Here is a 15,649-nt window from a genome sequence, read left to right as displayed (position 1 = left end):
TCGCAACTGGCGCGAGTAGCACTATGTCCTCTGACCTGTGGAGCTTTTCCCTTACCACCTACGCGCGTCCCGGCATTGAAGACGCGTGCCTGACGTTGCAGTCGGCGGGTGTGAACGTGTGCTTGCTGCTATGCGCGTTGTGGCTGGGAGAACGGGGCGTCACCTGTAACGAACAACGCTTGCAGTTGCTTCGCGATATAGCCGGACCTTGGGACGCAGATGTCGTGCAACCGTTGCGCGCCTTGCGAATGCAATGGAAAGCCGCCGCCAGCGAGGATGCCGGACTGGATGATCTGCGCGAACAAGTGAAAGCACTGGAGATGGAAGCCGAACGGCATCTGCTGTTGCGACTGGAACGTGTGGCGCAGAGTTGGCCGCAGTATGAGGTGACCGATTCAACGGCCTGGCTGGAAGGTGTGGCGGCAGGCGCCGCCCACCTGAACCGCGACGCGCTGCATCAGCTGCGCGTCGCGGCAACCGGCACTTAAGAAGCGCTGGCTGGGGTGGTGCTGGTGCTCGACGGTGCGGCTGGCGTTGGCGCAGTCGATGGGGTCGAGGGGGTGGCTGCTGCCGCTGGCGAAGCCGATGCAGCTGGAGTCGCTGGCTTGGTAACTGGCGCAGTAGCTGGCTTGGCAGCAGCGGCAGGCTTTTTCACGGCCGGTTTGACGGCAGGTTTTGCAGCTGGCTTCGCGGCAGCAGGTTTTGCTGCAGCTGGTTTGGCTGCTGGTTTCGCTGCAGTAGCTGGCTTGGCGGCGGCAGCGGGTTTCGCGGCGGCAGCTTTGGCAGCGGGTTTAGCAGCGGGTTTCGCCGCAGCTTTTGCAGCAGGTTTCGCAGCCGGTTTTGCGGCAACGGTTTTAGCCGCGGCAGGTTTTGCGGCTGGCTTGGCGGTAGCAGTTCTTGCAGCGGCAGGTTTTGCAGCAGGCTTCGCAGCAGCCGATTTTGCAGCTGGTTTTGCCGCTGCGGTTTTCGTCACAGCCGGTTTCGCAGCAGCGGTTCTTGCAGCAGGTTTAGCGGCGGCCGTTTTGGCAGCAGCTGGCTTGGCGGCCGTTTTGGCAGTCGTCGATTTAGCCGCTGGTTTTGCAGCGCTGGCAGCAACCGGTTTTTTCGCCGCAGGTTTTGCTGCGGCTTTCACCGGCGCTTTGGCGACAGGTTTGGCAGCAGGCTTGGCCGGTGCTTTGGCAGCCGCCGGTTTGGCAGCGGCTTTCTTGGCAGGTGCCGCAGCAGGCTTGGCCGAACGCAGGGACAACGCCTTGCCGACAGCCTCTTGTACACGACCGATACCCTGGGCCAGTTTCAGGCTTTCTTGAGCATCGCGCTTGAGTTGCAGAATGTAGCTGCGCGTTTCGGATTGACGATCCTTGAGGGCATCGAGCAAGTCCTCAAGTTCTTTCACCGCACCCTTCGCTTTGGTTTGTGCCTTGGCTTTACCGGCAGTAGCGGCGTCCTGCAACTTGGTACGGGATTTGTGCAATTTCTCCTGCGCTTTTCCGCGCTGCTTTTCCAGTTTGGCGAGCAGTTTTTCAGCATCAGCCAAGGCTTGGGAACAAGCGTTTTCCAAATGATCGAGCAGGCTGCCCGAGAGTTGTTGGAGTAAGTGCAACGGGGTATTTACAGGCTTCTTGGTGGCCGACATGGTTTACCTCCTGGCTGACGTGGGTGCGGCTCATACTAGACCTCTGATGACACCGCCGCTAGGGCATGTTGACAGTATCGAAAGCGCTGCGTTGCAACAGATTGAAATTCTTCTGCGCGGGTGCAAAACCAGTTCACCTTTGAGCGCACTCACACTGGCATAATCCACCGCATCTCAGATCGGAGTGTGCCCATGTCGCGCTACTTTTTTTTATCGTTGTGTGTGTGTTTTTCCGTGGCCCAGGCCGCCGAAAAAACCACCCCGAACGAGGCCCACGATCTTGCTTACAGCCTAGGTGCGAGCCTGGGTGAACGCTTGCGCCAAGAGGTGCCGGATCTGCAACTCCAGGCATTGCTCGACGGTCTGCAACAAGCCTATCAAGGCAAGCCACTGGCATTGAAAGACGAGCAGATCGAACAGATTCTGGCCGAGCACGAAGCCCAGGTCGCCGAGCAACCCGCCCTGCCACAAAGTGAAGTCGCGCTGGAAAAAGAGCAGCGCTTTCTCACCGAGGAAAAAGCCAAACCGGGTGTTCGTGAATTGGCGGATGGCATTTTGCTGACCGAGTTGGCACCGGGCACGGGGGCCAAGGCAGGCCCTGATGGCAAGGTCGAAGTTTTATATGTCGGACGCCTTCCCGACGGCACCGTGTTCGATCAGAACAGCAAGCCGCAGTGGTTCAGTCTGGATAGCGTAATCAGTGGTTGGCGCAGCGCATTGCAAAACATGCCGGTCGGTGCGAAATGGCGCCTGGTGATTCCGTCGTCGCAAGCCTATGGCGCGGACGGTGCCGGCGACCTGATCGCTCCGTTTACGCCGCTGGTGTTCGAAGTCGAATTGCGCGGCGCCACAAGCTGAAAACCGAGAACGAAAAACGGCGCGCATAGCGCACCGTTTTTTAGTCTTGCAGGAGAGGTTCAGGCCTGAACCGAGTCCTCTTCCTTGTGAGCAGTGTGCAGCACTTCGATCAGGCAATCTTCCAGTTCGAAGCGTTCGTGCAACAGCCCGCCCAGCTCCTTGAATTTCTCTGCCACGCACTTGCCTGCATCACACAGGTCGTTGAACGCCAGCAGCTTCTCGGTGATGACGTCGATGCGCGGGTAAATCGTCTCGGCCAGCTCCAGCCCGCGAGTATCGCCAAAAGCCTTGGCTTCGCCGGTCAGCTGTTCGTAGATTTCGAAGTGCCCGGCAGACACGTAGTCGACCAGCACGCCGCAGAATTCCTGCAACGGCTTTCGGTTTTCGCCCAAAGCCTCTGGCTTGGCACCGAGAGCATCGTAGGCTCGAACCAGTTCGTGACGCTCCTGCAACCAGCGATCGATCAGCAGATGCACTCCACCCCAACGTTCCTGAGCATTCTGACAACTTTCGAGCATGGTGATCTCTCTTCCCTTGTGGGTCATGCTGCCCTACACCTGTCGCAGTCTTGATCATCAAGAATCGGCCAGGCAGAGCGCCATCGAGCAACATAATTCCAATGACACGTGCGGGCCAGATTATGCCCGCGCGACAATGGCTTCAAGGTACGCAGGAGATAAAGTTCATACAAGTGTTTAATCACCCGCCAGCCCCCGGTGCGACGACACGCCGCTGAGCGGTCGCTTGCAGGCAAGCCAGACAACGCGCAGCAGCAGATAAACACTCAGAATTGTCACCGCCATGAAGAGCAGCAGACTCCACTCCGGGATGCTCAGGTCGAACAGCGTCCAGGAGATTTCTGCGCAATCTTCGTCCCCTTTGAACATCCGCGTCACTTTGCACAGCCAGGGCACGTTCTCGTATAAGGCCTGCGGATTGGTAGAGCAGGTCGATAGCTGATGCGCCGGATCGCTTTGCAACAAGACTTGCCGCCAAGCCGCGACCATACCGGCGAGACTGCATGACAAACCGAGCAGCCAATAAAGAAAAGTCCCGAAGCGGCCGGGGCCATGCACCGAAGCTGTCAGGCAGACACCGGTGAACAACGCCAGGCAGACTCGCTGCAAAAGGCATAACCCGCAAGGCTTGAGGCCGATTGCGTATTCCAGGTAATAGGAAACGCCCAAGGCCAAGGCACCTGCAATAAAAGCCATGAAAAACAAGGAGCGTGAGCAGGCCAAAAACATGGCTTATCCGTAACAGTAGAGACAGGCGGTTACGGTAGAGGAAAGCGCGCCAGCCTTTCAAGGCAGGCCGGCACGGACACTTCACCAGAAGTGTAGGGAATTCCCGACAGCGTCGGGAGGACTTGATGAAGTCCCGTGTAGGACAAAGCCGATCAGGGATTACAAAGCTAAACATTCAGCGAAATTCGAGCGGCCGGATCGCGCCCAGGAACGACTCCCGCCCCAGGCGCAGCCTGCATCCGGCTGCTGAGCAGTCGTCATACATTTAAACGCGATTGGCCTGATGAAACCGTGGTGCTCGCTTTACAACTGCTTCGCAGCCGGACGCAGGCTGCGCCAGCTGCTACAGAAGGAATACGTCAGGCGTAAACGGGCGCTGGGAGTGGTGCCGCCAGCAGGCGCTCATCCAGCAGGCCCAGACCTTCCTGAAACAGCTGATTGCTGCGCTCTGTGTCGCCGAGCTGAGCGAGCAACCGCGCCAGTTCCGCACAGGCTTCCGGGTTGCGCTGGACCCGCAAACTGCTTTCCAGATAGTCCCGCGCCTTGCCCCACAGACTGCTTTGCAGGCACAGGCGGCCGAGTGTCAGCAGAAGGCTTGGGTCGGCCGGATGATCCTTGAGCCAACCCTCCGCCATTTGCAGTTGACGAGCCGGATCGCTACCACGCACCAGACCGTAGAGACGCGCCAGATGACTGTCGTACTTGCGCTTCAGCGCTGTGCGCAGAACCTCCTCCGCTTCGACCTGTGCACCCAGTTGCCGCAGTTGCTCGGCATAGGCCAGCACCAACTGAGGCTCCTGGCGCTGAGCCGAGGTGAGTTGCTGCCAGGCGCGATTGAGCGATTGCAAACCCACCGTGCCGTCCGCTTCCTGATGCGCCGCCAGGGAAAGGTTTTCACCCCACGCCCGTCGCTCCAGATCGGCCAGCTCGGCGGGAGGCAAGACTTTATCCTTGCGCAGCTCCGGCAGCAGGCGAATCACTGCCGACCAGTCGCCGCGCTGCTGATGCAGACGCTGCAACTGGCGCAAGGTCTGGACGTTATGAGGATGACGCTCGTGCATGGCTTGCAGGGTCACCAGGGCGCCTTCGGTGTCGCCACGGTCGTTCTGCAACTGGGCGTGACTCAAGGCAATCGCCAACTCCGCCTGGGGCTGGCGTTCGAGGGCGCGCTCCAGCAAGTTGTCGCATTCCTCGTAGTGACCTTGTTCATTGGCGGCGCGTGCGGCGCCAAGGTAGTAGAGCAGCGGCTGGCGCTCGGCTTCGGCGGCGCGATGCAAATGACGCTGCGCACTGGCCCAGCGACCTTCCGCCAGGTCCAGCTGACCGTGTTCGATCGCCACTTGCACCCGTCGGCTGCGATTGCGCCGCGACCACGGATTGACCACGCCGCTGGACGTCATCACCAGCTCAACCAACGCCTTGATGCCCCAGAACACCAGCCAGAGCACCGCGACCAACGCCAGGGTGGCCCACAGACTCGCTTCATAACGGAAGGTCTTGTAGGCAATCAGCACGTAACCGGAATGCTCGGCGATCGCCAGGCCCAGTGCGGCGGCTGCGGCGATGACCAGAAACACGATCACATAGAGGCGTTTCATGGCGTGGCCTCCTGCGCAGTGTTCGCGGCCGGTTTTGCCATCGGTTTGATCGAGTCTTCGGCGTTGACGTTACGCCGCTCCAGATACCCCTGAACCGCACTCAATGTCCCGGTCAGGTCCGGCGTGACCACAGTGACCGGCTGCTTGCTCAACTCGCCCACCTGCTCAAGCATGACTTTGCTTTGAGGGTTGTCCGGGTTGAAGTTGCCCGTCAATACATCACGCGCCTCAGCCAGCGCCTGGGTGTAGACCGCTGCCTGGCCATTGAGCGCGGCCCATTGCGCCTGCTCCAGCGCCAGGCTCAGCGCCAGACGCACCTGACTGAGGCTCTGCCCTGCCAGCAATGGACGAACATTTTTGTCAGCATTGAAGTCGATGCGGATGTAGCGCGAAATCTGATCCCACCACTGCGCCCAACGACTGGCTCCATCGCCATCGGCCGTCAGGCCCAACAGCGATTCGCCACGATCCTTGTACTCGGGGGCCAGCTCGGTGAGGTTGATGACCTGATCGCGCAGTGCGCCCAATCGCAGGAACAACCCGGTGCGATCCGGCTGTTCTGTGCTGCGCAGCGCCACTAGGGTTTTGGCCACTTGCTCGCGAGCTGCGAAGGCACCGGGATCGTTCTGTTCACGCAGAATTTCATCGGCACCCTGCACCAGGGCCTGGGCGCTGCTGATGTCCTGCAGCGCAGAAAGGCGCAGGCTGGCCAGACGCAACAAGTGCTCGGCTTCGGCCAGACGCCAATCCTTGCGACTCGCACCGAGGACCGTTTCCAGACGCTGATTCAAGCGTTGCTGATCGCCTTGCAACTGCGCCACCAAACGGCTGCGAGCGTCCAGTTCTTCGGCTGCAGGCATTTGTTCAAGGCGCGCGCTCAAGCGCTGTTCATTGAGTTTCAGGCTCTGCGCCTGATCGCTCAACGCCTGGACCTGGCTCAACTGCTGCTGAGTGTTGGCTTGCAGGTGACGCACCTGCCAGACACCCCAACCGCCCACGGCAACACCGGCGGCGCCCAACAGCAGCGCGACGATTGCCAGCCCATTGCCCCGGCGCTGCACTGTGGCAGGTGGTGGAGTTTCAACCGGCGCTTCAAGCACCGGCAGCACGTCATCTTTAGGCAAGGCTGTTTCGCTCACGTATCCATCCTTTGCATTAGAGAACGGGTTCGGGATGCTCCCGTAACACCGTCAGCAAAGCCGTGGCGCTGGCGCCACGACAATCCACAACTGTTTGGGCCCCGGCGGCACGTGCCAGCTCGGCGACCCTGGGGCTTGGAACAAACAACGGCAACCGCGCCATTTCAGGCCAGGCATCGCCTGCCAATTGGCGCAGGTGCTCAAAACCCTGCCCACTGCTGACCACCAGCCCGTTCAAGCGTTCCGCTTCGATCCGGTCAGGCAGCACCGTCGACGGGTAGTGAGGCAGTCCACGACGGTATAACTCCAGATACTCGACACTAGCACCAAGCTCGCGCAAACGCTCAGCCAGCAACTCGCGCCCGCCCTCCCCGCGCAAGATCAGCACCCGCGGATCGGGTCGGGCAATCGCCTCGCGCAACGAGGGCAACTCAAGCAAGGCTTCGCTGTCATCGCCCTCGGCGGGGAAACTCACGTCCAGCCCGTTATCCGCCAGGATCTGCGCCGTCGCCGCGCCCACGCTGAACCAGCGTGGGGACGGTGGCTGTGGCCAATACTGATTGAGCAGGTCAACGCCCATTCTCGCGGCCGGTTTACTGACCACGATCACCGCACAGTAACGATCCAGCCCCTGAATCACCTCGCGCATTGTGTCAGAGACAGCAATCGGCTCGATCTCCAGAAGCGGCAAACTGCTGCTGAAAATCCCCGCTTGCGACAAAACGCTGGCCAGCGCCGCCGACTCATCTGCGGGGCGCGTCAGCAGCAGGCGCCAGCCCGTCACTCGTGACCTGCCTCGCCATAGACCGCTTTCAGAATGTCGGCGGCGCCCTGGCTCAGCAAGTCTTCAGCGACTTGCACACCCAAGGCTTCTGCATCGGCCCTTGGCGCACGAGCCTCGGCGTTGAGCAGCAGGCCGCCGCTCGGATCGCCCACCAGACCGCGCAACCAGATCTGCTCGCCTTCAAGCACGGCGTAGCAGGCGATTGGCACTTGGCAGCCGCCATTCAGATGTTTGTTGAGGGAACGTTCCGCGGTCACGCGGGTGGCGGTGTCCTGGTGATGCAACGGCGCCAGCAGGGCGTGAATTACGCTGTCGGCGCTACGGCATTCGATGCCGACCGCGCCTTGGCCACCGGCCGGCAAGCTGTCGTCGACACTGATTGCCGAGGTGATGCGATCTTCGAAGCCGAGACGAATCAGGCCGGCAGCCGCGAGGATGATGGCGTCGTATTCGCCGGCATCAAGCTTGGCCAGGCGCGTGTTGACGTTGCCCCGCAGGAAGCGGATTTCAAGGTCCGGGCGGCGAGTCAGCAGCTGAGCCTGACGGCGCAGGCTGGAGGTGCCGACGATGCTGCCTTGCGGCAACTCATCCAGGCTGGCGTAGGTATTGGAAACGAACGCATCGCGCGGGTCTTCACGCTCGCAGATGCAGAACAGACCGAGGCCTTCGGGGAAATCCATCGGCACGTCTTTCATCGAGTGCACGGCGATGTCGGCTTCGTTTTCCAACAACGCGGTTTCGAGCTCCTTGACGAACAGGCCCTTGCCACCGATTTTCGACAGGGGCGAGTCGAGCAGCTTGTCGCCACGACTGACCATGGGCACCAGCGTCACAAGCAAGCCCGGATGAGCCTGTTCCAGACGTGTCTTGACGTATTCGGCTTGCCACAGGGCAAGAGCACTTTTGCGGGTGGCGATGCGGATTTCGCGAGAGGACATGGATCAATCCGTACTGAATAGATACGGCGGATAATAACAGCTCAGCCAAATCCACTTTGACTTGTATCAGAAACTACGTGGCCTCCCTGGCCCCGGACGTCCAACAAACGGGTGTGAAGTTCGCTTCTGATCAGCGAATCAAAGCTGTTGCATCATTTTTCGTACGCCGGCCACATGGCGACGGCTGACGATCAGGGCATCGCCATTGAGGCCTTTGAGGAACAGCTGAAAATGCCCCAGCGGCGTGCGCTGCAAGCGTTCGATGCGTTCGCGGGCGACCAGAGCGTTGCGGTGAATGCGCACGAAACGGTCGCCGAATTCATCTTCCAGGGCCTTGAGCGGTTCATCCAGCAGCACTTCGCCGCCTTCATGGCGCAAGGTCACGTATTTGTGGTCGGCAATGAAGTAGACCACCTGACCCAACGGGATCAGCTCAATGCCTTTACGTGTTCGGGCACTGATGTGGCTGCGGGGGCCGCTGCCGCTTTCGGCGGCTGGACGGGTCAGGGCGGCGAGCTGGACGCGATTGGGCCGCTCGGCTTTTTTCAATGCATCATGTAAATGTTCGGTTCGCACAGGCTTCACCAGATAGCCCACGGCGCTGGCCTGCAGGGCTTCCACGGCAAATTCATCGGGCCCGGTGCAAAACACCACGGCGGGCGGGGTTTCGCGTTCGCACAACCGGGCAGCCACTTGCAGGCCATCAAGGCCTGGCATGCCGATATCGAGCAACACGATATCCGGCTTGTGACTGTCGATCAGCGCTAACGCCTCTTCGCCGTTCGTGGCGCTGGGCTCCAGGACAGTGTATCCCTCGAGTTCGCCAACCATTCGGCTCAGGCGCTCGCGGGCTAGGGGTTCGTCATCAACGATCAGGACATTCATATTGCGCTGGATTCCTGCGTGAGTCTCGCACAAGGATAGCGTAGACAGGTGAAGTGACGTCCGTCACCGCGATCCACGCTAAGACTAGCGCGAGGGCCAAAAAGTGCCGCGAGACCGGCGGCTAAATTTTCATCTGCCAATTGATTGGAGGCTCTGGCCCGCATAAGCGAGGTATCGCCGTAGGGTTTGCCGATACACAATATGAACACCCCCTCTTCTTATAGTCAGCCGCAGCGCCGAGAAGTGCGCTGTTCCTATTGTCCAACTGTAGACGGTTGCAGGGACGATATTGCTCAATCGGAAAATATCGTTGCGCAATTTCCCACAAGGCATGTCCCGAGTATGGACCCCGCCTTGTGAAAAAAACCTGTCGACCAGCGTCAGCGACAGGATTGGCAACCCTGTTATTATCCGCGGCAGCTTCCACCGTCATTTTTTCTTCAGCCGACACGAGCGAATTCATGAGCACTGACAAGACCAATCAGTCCTGGGGCGGCCGCTTCAGTGAACCCGTCGACGCCTTCGTCGCCCGCTTCACCGCCTCCGTCACTTTCGACCAGCGCCTGTATCGCCACGACATCATGGGCTCGATCGCCCACGCCACCATGCTGGCCAAGGTCGGCGTGCTGACAGACGCCGAGCGCGACAGCATCACCGATGGCCTGAAGACCATCCAGGGTGAAATCGAGGCCGGTCAGTTCGACTGGCGCATCGACCTCGAAGACGTGCACATGAACATCGAGGCGCGCCTGACCGACCGCATCGGCGTCACGGGTAAAAAACTGCACACCGGGCGCAGCCGCAACGACCAGGTCGCCACCGACATCCGCCTGTGGCTGCGTGACGAGATCGACCTGATCCTCAGCGAAATCACCCGCCTGCAAAAAGGCTTGCTGGAGCAGGCCGAGCGCGAAGCCGGCAGCATCATGCCGGGCTTCACCCACCTGCAAACCGCGCAGCCGGTGACTTTCGGGCACCACATGCTGGCCTGGTTCGAAATGCTCAGCCGCGACTATGAGCGCCTGGTCGACTGCCGCAAGCGCACCAACCGCATGCCGCTGGGCAGCGCCGCGCTGGCCGGCACCACTTACCCGATCGACCGCGAGTTCACGGCTCAGTTGCTGGGCTTCGATGCCGTGGGCGGCAACTCGCTGGACAACGTGTCTGATCGCGACTTCGCCATCGAGTTCTGCTCGGCCGCGAGCATCGCGATGATGCACTTGTCGCGGTTCTCCGAAGAGCTGGTGCTGTGGACCAGCGCCCAGTTCCAATTCATCGATCTGCCGGACCGTTTCTGCACCGGCAGCTCGATCATGCCGCAAAAGAAAAACCCGGACGTTCCAGAGCTGGTGCGTGGCAAGACCGGCCGTGTCTTCGGCGCGCTGATGGGCCTGCTGACCTTGATGAAGGGCCAGCCACTGGCCTACAACAAAGACAATCAGGAAGACAAGGAACCGCTGTTCGACGCGGCCGATACGCTGCGCGATTCGCTGCGAGCCTTTGCCGACATGATCCCGGCGATCAAGCCCAAGCACGCGATGATGCGCGAAGCGGCGCTGCGTGGTTTCTCCACCGCGACTGACCTGGCTGACTACCTGGTACGCCGCGGCCTGCCGTTCCGTGATTGCCACGAAATCGTTGGCCATGCCGTGAAGTACGGCGTGGAAAGCGGCAAGGACCTGGCGGAAATGAGCCTGGAGGAGCTGCGCAAGTTCAGCGACCAGATCGATCAGGACGTATTCGCCGTGCTGACCCTGGAAGGCTCGGTGAACGCCCGCGACCATATCGGCGGGACTGCGCCGGCGCAGGTGAAGAAGGCCGTGGCGCGCGGTCAGGCATTGCTCGCCAGCCGCTAAAAGCTTCGCGGGCAAGCCTCGCTCCTACGGGATCTGTGTCGCCCCGCAATTGCGCGAACGACACCGATCCCGCAGGAGCGAGGCCTGCCCGCGAAGACTGATTCAAGAACGCTACAAAACCCTACTTCTTGGAAGCGACCATCGCCATAAACGCCGGCATCGCCGCTTCCTTGTCCGCCGCAATCCGCTGTACGTTCGGGTTCTGCTCCAGTCGCTCCAACAGCGCCCTGGCCGCCGGCATCTCGGCCAGCAGATCGATATCGAACAGCTTATGCGCCACCGCACAGGCCAGTGGAACGCTGTACAGGAAGTACAAATCCGCAATGCTCAGACTGTCCCCTGCCACATAAGGGGCGAACTTGCCGTGCCTGCCCAACGCGGCAAAGCCTGCCAGCAGCTCGGTCTTGGTCTTGTCCCTGATCGCGTCCGGCACCTGCATGCCGAAAAATGCCTGGGGATAACAGGCGCGAGCCGGCAACTCGATGTACAACTCGATTTCCTTGGCCACTGCCAGCACTTGCGCCCGCTCGAACGGGTCGCTCGGCAGGAGCGGTATACCGTTCTGACTTTGCTCGATGAACTCGAGGATTACCGCGGTTTCATTGATGAAACCCTGCTCGGTGCGCAAAACCGGCACCTTGCCGCGCGGACTGATGGCCAGCGAGTCCGGGCTTGTGCCGGCATAAAACGGTACTTCTTCAAACGGCACGCCCTTCTCCAGCAGCGCCAGCTTGACCATGTTGTAGTAGTTACTGACGGAAAATCCATAAAGCTTGAGCATCACAAAGCCTCCAGGCCGTGCGGGGTTGGCAGTGCCTGTTTATAGAACGCCTAAGCGATTCCTGCCAGCAGCATCACAGCGCTGAATGCAGGTAAACTGGCCGCCTTAAACTTGAGGAGCCTGCCATGAGCGAGCCAACTGATATCGATAGCGACGAAGAAGAATTCACCGAAACCACCCTGATCGAAGCCATCGAAAACCAGATCGAAAGCGACAACCCGCCTGCGGCCAAGGCCACGTTCAACAAGCTGACCCTGGTGGGTTACGAGCGCGAGGAAATCCTCAACCTGATGGCCCATGTGCTGGCGGTAGAAATCGACGCAATCCTCGAAGAAGACCGCGCGTTCAACACCGAATGGTATGAAACCGCCCTGCGTGCATTGCCAGAGTTGCCGCCGGAAAAGAAGTAACCCCGATTCCGTAGGAGCGAGGCTAGCCCGCGAAGGGTGCGCTGAAGTTTTTCCAGACAAACCGTGTCATCGTTCTTCGCGGGCAAGCCTCGCTCCTACGCACCCCGCTGGCGCACCACCCTGCGGGGAATGCATCCCGAGGCGAAAAAACCCTGTCGCGAGCACTGGACATGCCGCACGAGTGGGCTCACCTTAGGGGCGCTGTCGTCCAATTCCTAGAAAGTCTGGAGTCCTTATGTCGCTTACCCCTGAGTTGGTTGCCGAACTGGAAATCCTCGCACTCTTCAACCTGGACAGTTCCCAGGAAGGTTTGAAAATTCATCAGACCGCTGCCCCGAAAGCCATTGCTGCCGCCCAAAGACTGTTCGACAAAGAACTGATCACCCAGCCAGATGGTGGTTATCTGACCAGTCTGGGTCGTGACGCCGCGCAAAATGTGCAAACCGTTCTGACCATTCTCAACGTCCAGGAAACAGCCTGAGCATTACCGTAGCGCCCACGGAAACCCCTGCTACGGGATTTCCGCGGGCACACTTTGTGACTTGACGTCGCCTCGCGGTAGAAATCTGGCGTCAAAAATACAAATTCAGCTTAAAAGTCCCGCGTCCGAGGCGCTAAACTGCCCCCATCCGCAGACCCCACGTCCGAGCTTCGCGAGCCGGTTTGAGCTGACATGACCCGCACCCATGAAATCCGCCCCGATCTGGACGAGGGAATCGACCGCAAGGTTCTCAGCCAGCTGCGCGCTCGCTTTCTGAAGCTCAACGAAGGCCGCATGGCCCGTGCCATGGAAGGGCTGTCGCCCCGCCAACAAACGGTGCTGACGCTGCTGCCGCTGTTTTTCCACGTGAATCACCCGCTGTTGCCAGGTTATGTGTCGGGCAGCACGCCAGCCGGGCTGTCGAATTTCGAGCCTGACGCCAACGCCCTCGCCGAAGCCCAGCGCCTGACCCGATCGTTTTCCTATAAGCCACGCCACGGCAGCAATCCACCGCGACCGATCCACGGACTATTCCTGATGGGCAGTCTGGGCACCCTGGCCCAGGCGGATCAAAGCGACATGGACGTGTGGGTCTGTCACAGCCCGGACTTGAACGAGAACGAACTCGCCGAGCTGCGCAAAAAGTGCCAGTTGCTTGAGGCCTGGGCCGCCAGCCAGGGCGCCGAGGCGCATTTCTTCCTGATCGACCCGGCCCGCTTCGTGCTCGGCGAGCGCGATACGCAATTGAGTTCGGAAGACTGCGGCACGACCCAGCACTACCTGCTGCTGGATGAGTTCTACCGCACCGCAATCTGGCTGGCCGGCCGCACGCCAATCTGGTGGCTGGTGCCAGTCTACGAAGAAGCCGCCTACGACCGTTACACCCACACGCTGCTGTCCAAGCGCTTCATCCGTGCGGACGAGTCGCTGGATTTGGGGCATCTGGCCTATATCCCGCCGGGGGAATTCATCGGCGCCGGGCTCTGGCAGTTATTCAAGGGCATCGAGTCGCCCTACAAATCCGTGCTCAAACTTCTGCTGATCGAGGTGTATGCCAGCGAACACCCCAAGGTCCATTGCTTGAGCCTGCGCTTCAAGCAGGCGGTATTCGCCAATCAACTGGACCTCGACGAGCTCGACCCCTACATCGTGGTCTACCGACGCATTGAGGAATACCTCACCGCGCGGGGCGAGCCGGAGCGCCTGGAGCTGGTACGCCGCGCGTTGTACCTGAAGGTCAACCGCAAGCTCACCGGCAGCAGTCGCACCCAGAGCTGGCAACGTTCGCTGCTTGAGCGCCTGGCTCACGAATGGCACTGGGATCAGCGGCAGCTGGCGCTGCTCGACAGCCGCAGCCAATGGAAAGTCCGCCAAGTCAGCACCGAACGCCGAGCCCTGGTCAATGAACTGAACTACAGCTACCGCTTCCTGACCCAGTTCGCCCGCAACGAGCAAACCGCCAGCCTGATCAACAAACGCGACCTCAACGTGCTGGGTCGGCGGCTGTATGCAGCCTTTGAGCGCAAAGCGGGCAAAGTCGAGTTCATCAACCCCGGCATCGCCCCGGACCTGGCCGAAGACACCCTGACCCTGGTGCAAGCACCCAACAAGAAAGAACCCGGGCAAACCCAGTGGGGCTTGTACAACGGCAGCCTGGCAGCCCACGAGTGGGAACATTTCGCGCCGATCAAGCGCAGCCGCCAATTGCTGGAGCTACTGACCTGGTGCCACCGCAACGGCGTGATCGACAGCAGCACCCGCCTCGCCTTGCACCCAGGCACCAGCGATTTGAGCGAGTTCGAACTGTTCAACCTGCTCGGCAGCCTGCAACAAAGCATCGCCCTGCCGTTGGCGACGGTTGCCGAAGAGCCCTTGCTGCGCGCCAGTGTGCCGAGTGAAGTGCTGATTCTGGTAAACGTCGGCGTCGATCCGCTCAAGCACCATCGCGACCTGAATATCCTGATGACCACCGAGCGCACCGACTCCCTGAGCTACGCCGGTGTCCGGGAAAACCTGGTGCTGACCCTGGACCAGGTCACGCTCAACAGCTGGAACGAAGTGCTGGTCAACCGCTACGACGGCCCCCACGCCCTGCTCGACTGCCTGCGCGATTACCTCAACAACTTGCCGAACGGTCCACAACAACCCCGTTTGAGGGTGCGTTGCTTCTGCCACAACCGGGCGCAATTCATTGCACGGCGGGTCGAAGAGGTCCTCGATACGGCGCAGAACCTGCTGCTGAGCCAGCTCAATCATCGCTACCTGCTACAGGTCCAGCAGCATTACCACGTGCTGGAGTTGGTGCCCGGTCAGGTCAATCACGTCGCCCTCACCACGCTGCCGGCGCTGTTCGATTACCTGGGCGAAGAACTGGCGAGCTACAGCCCGCTGCACCTGGACCCGATGGCACTGGAATACCACGACCTGGCGCTGATCCTGCCCATGGGCCAGCCCGAATGCATTCAAGTGTTCTACCGAATCACCGAACAGCAGGCGGAGCTGTACGTACTGGATGAATTCAATGCCCTGTGGCAGCAGCGCTTGCCCTATCACGACGAACAAAGCCTGCTGGTGCCACTGCAACGGTTCCTGCAATCAATCCAGTACCGACGCGACGCGTTGCTGCCGATGAACGCCGCCCAGCCCCTGAACCTCGACACGTTGTATTACCAGCTACTGCCGTCAGGTCCTGGCCGGGCGCGTCGCGTCGAAACCCGGCCGGCGCCGCAAACCCCGATCAATAAACCGTTCTACGACGTGCAGGCGATCATCGGCAAAGCCGCGCCGGGACAGGTGCAGGTCACGTTGTATTGCAATCAGCGGGAGTTTTCAGAGCTGGAGTATGGCGACCATTTGTTTAGCGTGGTCGCCCAGGAGATCGTCGAGCAGCGCCGGGAAATCGAGCGCTATCGCTGCTACATCACCGACCTGGACTTGTCGGGCCTGCTCGGTGATGGTCAGAGTTCAAGCAATTTGTATTTGCGCTACAAGGCCGACCTGGAGCGCGCGTTGAATGAGGCGCTCGAGCAGGTCTAAGCG

The 15,649-nt window shown here is 60.5% G+C and carries 15 protein-coding genes; 6 read left to right on the top strand and 9 right to left on the bottom strand.

Features of this window, described 5'->3' with window-relative positions; genetic code table 11:
• The first annotated feature begins 23 nt into the window (after nt 1-23).
• On the top strand, nt 24-488 hold the full coding sequence (locus tag FHL16_RS00385; protein ID WP_010465061.1) for a TIGR02444 family protein: 465 nt from the start codon (nt 24-26) through the stop codon (nt 486-488).
• On the opposite strand, the gene FHL16_RS34250 is transcribed toward FHL16_RS00385, so the two are convergent.
• Nucleotides 485-1,633 carry an AlgP family protein gene (locus tag FHL16_RS34250; RefSeq protein ID WP_077747153.1) on the bottom strand — a complete coding sequence of 383 codons (1,149 nt, stop codon included), beginning with the start codon at nt 1,631-1,633 and terminating at the stop codon, nt 485-487. The two genes, FHL16_RS00385 and FHL16_RS34250, sit on opposite strands and share 4 nt — an antisense overlap.
• 192 nt (nt 1,634-1,825) lie before the next feature.
• On the opposite strand from FHL16_RS34250, the gene FHL16_RS00375 reads away from it, so the two are divergent.
• A complete protein-coding gene (locus FHL16_RS00375; protein WP_010465064.1) occupies nt 1,826-2,491 on the top strand; it encodes an FKBP-type peptidyl-prolyl cis-trans isomerase in 666 nt (221 codons plus the stop codon).
• A gap of 59 nt (nt 2,492-2,550) precedes the next feature.
• On the opposite strand, the gene FHL16_RS00370 is transcribed toward FHL16_RS00375, so the two are convergent.
• The 7 genes from FHL16_RS00370 to FHL16_RS00340 form a co-directional block, all read right to left on the bottom strand.
• Nucleotides 2,551-3,009: an Rsd/AlgQ family anti-sigma factor gene (locus tag FHL16_RS00370; protein WP_007899333.1), complete on the bottom strand. Its 459-nt coding sequence runs from the start codon at nt 3,007-3,009 to the stop codon at nt 2,551-2,553.
• Between the two features lie 177 nt (nt 3,010-3,186).
• Nucleotides 3,187-3,738 (bottom strand): disulfide bond formation protein B, encoded by a 552-nt coding sequence (locus FHL16_RS00365; protein ID WP_077747152.1) that lies wholly within the window; start codon nt 3,736-3,738, stop codon nt 3,187-3,189.
• A gap of 359 nt (nt 3,739-4,097) precedes the next feature.
• Nucleotides 4,098-5,336 carry a heme biosynthesis protein HemY gene (locus tag FHL16_RS00360; protein WP_077747151.1) on the bottom strand — a complete coding sequence of 413 codons (1,239 nt, stop codon included), beginning with the start codon at nt 5,334-5,336 and terminating at the stop codon, nt 4,098-4,100.
• Nucleotides 5,333-6,475: a uroporphyrinogen-III C-methyltransferase gene (locus FHL16_RS00355; protein WP_010465071.1), complete on the bottom strand. Its 1,143-nt coding sequence runs from the start codon at nt 6,473-6,475 to the stop codon at nt 5,333-5,335. Before FHL16_RS00355 ends, FHL16_RS00360 begins: the two co-directional genes overlap by 4 nt.
• A gap of 16 nt (nt 6,476-6,491) precedes the next feature.
• The gene (locus FHL16_RS00350) at nt 6,492-7,259 is read right to left on the bottom strand and encodes a uroporphyrinogen-III synthase (protein WP_077747150.1); all 768 of its coding nucleotides are present in this window, start codon (nt 7,257-7,259) and stop codon (nt 6,492-6,494) included.
• On the bottom strand, nt 7,256-8,197 hold the full coding sequence (gene hemC / locus FHL16_RS00345; RefSeq protein WP_010465075.1) for a hydroxymethylbilane synthase: 942 nt from the start codon (nt 8,195-8,197) through the stop codon (nt 7,256-7,258). Before hemC ends, FHL16_RS00350 begins: the two co-directional genes overlap by 4 nt.
• Before the next feature lie 138 nt (nt 8,198-8,335).
• The gene (locus tag FHL16_RS00340; protein ID WP_010465077.1) at nt 8,336-9,082 is read right to left on the bottom strand and encodes a LytR/AlgR family response regulator transcription factor; all 747 of its coding nucleotides are present in this window, start codon (nt 9,080-9,082) and stop codon (nt 8,336-8,338) included.
• A 461-nt stretch (nt 9,083-9,543) separates the two neighbouring features.
• On the opposite strand from FHL16_RS00340, the gene argH reads away from it, so the two are divergent.
• Nucleotides 9,544-10,938, top strand: coding sequence for an argininosuccinate lyase (argH, locus tag FHL16_RS00335; RefSeq protein WP_010465079.1), 1,395 nt, complete (start codon nt 9,544-9,546; stop codon nt 10,936-10,938).
• Nucleotides 10,939-11,059: 121 nt separating this feature from the next.
• On the opposite strand, the gene FHL16_RS00330 is transcribed toward argH, so the two are convergent.
• Nucleotides 11,060-11,719 (bottom strand): glutathione S-transferase family protein, encoded by a 660-nt coding sequence (locus FHL16_RS00330; RefSeq protein ID WP_010465081.1) that lies wholly within the window; start codon nt 11,717-11,719, stop codon nt 11,060-11,062.
• Nucleotides 11,720-11,844: 125 nt separating this feature from the next.
• Here FHL16_RS00330 and FHL16_RS00325 point away from each other — a divergent pair, with 125 nt between their 5' ends.
• From FHL16_RS00325 to FHL16_RS00315, 3 genes are all read left to right on the top strand, one after another.
• Nucleotides 11,845-12,129, top strand: coding sequence for a hypothetical protein (locus tag FHL16_RS00325; protein ID WP_010465083.1), 285 nt, complete (start codon nt 11,845-11,847; stop codon nt 12,127-12,129).
• Between the two features lie 235 nt (nt 12,130-12,364).
• The gene (locus FHL16_RS00320) at nt 12,365-12,610 is read left to right on the top strand and encodes a TIGR02647 family protein (protein ID WP_010465085.1); all 246 of its coding nucleotides are present in this window, start codon (nt 12,365-12,367) and stop codon (nt 12,608-12,610) included.
• Between the two features lie 192 nt (nt 12,611-12,802).
• Nucleotides 12,803-15,646, top strand: a complete 2,844-nt coding sequence (locus tag FHL16_RS00315; protein ID WP_077747149.1) for a class I adenylate cyclase — start codon at nt 12,803-12,805, stop codon at nt 15,644-15,646.
• The last annotated feature ends 3 nt before the right edge of the window (nt 15,647-15,649 follow it).

It is taken from the genome of Pseudomonas sp. FSL W5-0299 (genome assembly GCF_005930655.1).
Taxonomy (GTDB): domain Bacteria; phylum Pseudomonadota; class Gammaproteobacteria; order Pseudomonadales; family Pseudomonadaceae; genus Aquipseudomonas; species Aquipseudomonas mandelii.
This window is presented reverse-complemented; position numbering and strand designations above follow the sequence as displayed.

Bases quoted from the DNA above. Each gene is read 5' to 3' on its own strand.
- FHL16_RS00385 (WP_010465061.1), top strand. From the start codon at position 24: ATGTCCTCTGACCTGTGGAGCTTTTCCCTTACCACCTACGCGCGTCCC.
- FHL16_RS34250 (WP_077747153.1), bottom strand. From the start codon at position 1,633: ATGTCGGCCACCAAGAAGCCTGTAAATACCCCGTTGCACTTACTCCAA.
- FHL16_RS00375 (WP_010465064.1), top strand. From the start codon at position 1,826: ATGTCGCGCTACTTTTTTTTATCGTTGTGTGTGTGTTTTTCCGTGGCC.
- FHL16_RS00370 (WP_007899333.1), bottom strand. From the start codon at position 3,009: ATGCTCGAAAGTTGTCAGAATGCTCAGGAACGTTGGGGTGGAGTGCAT.
- FHL16_RS00365 (WP_077747152.1), bottom strand. From the start codon at position 3,738: ATGTTTTTGGCCTGCTCACGCTCCTTGTTTTTCATGGCTTTTATTGCA.
- FHL16_RS00360 (WP_077747151.1), bottom strand. From the start codon at position 5,336: ATGAAACGCCTCTATGTGATCGTGTTTCTGGTCATCGCCGCAGCCGCC.
- hemC (WP_010465075.1), bottom strand. From the start codon at position 8,197: ATGTCCTCTCGCGAAATCCGCATCGCCACCCGCAAAAGTGCTCTTGCC.
- FHL16_RS00340 (WP_010465077.1), bottom strand. From the start codon at position 9,082: ATGAATGTCCTGATCGTTGATGACGAACCCCTAGCCCGCGAGCGCCTG.
- argH (WP_010465079.1), top strand. From the start codon at position 9,544: ATGAGCACTGACAAGACCAATCAGTCCTGGGGCGGCCGCTTCAGTGAA.
- FHL16_RS00330 (WP_010465081.1), bottom strand. From the start codon at position 11,719: ATGCTCAAGCTTTATGGATTTTCCGTCAGTAACTACTACAACATGGTC.
- FHL16_RS00325 (WP_010465083.1), top strand. From the start codon at position 11,845: ATGAGCGAGCCAACTGATATCGATAGCGACGAAGAAGAATTCACCGAA.
- FHL16_RS00320 (WP_010465085.1), top strand. From the start codon at position 12,365: ATGTCGCTTACCCCTGAGTTGGTTGCCGAACTGGAAATCCTCGCACTC.
- FHL16_RS00315 (WP_077747149.1), top strand. From the start codon at position 12,803: ATGACCCGCACCCATGAAATCCGCCCCGATCTGGACGAGGGAATCGAC.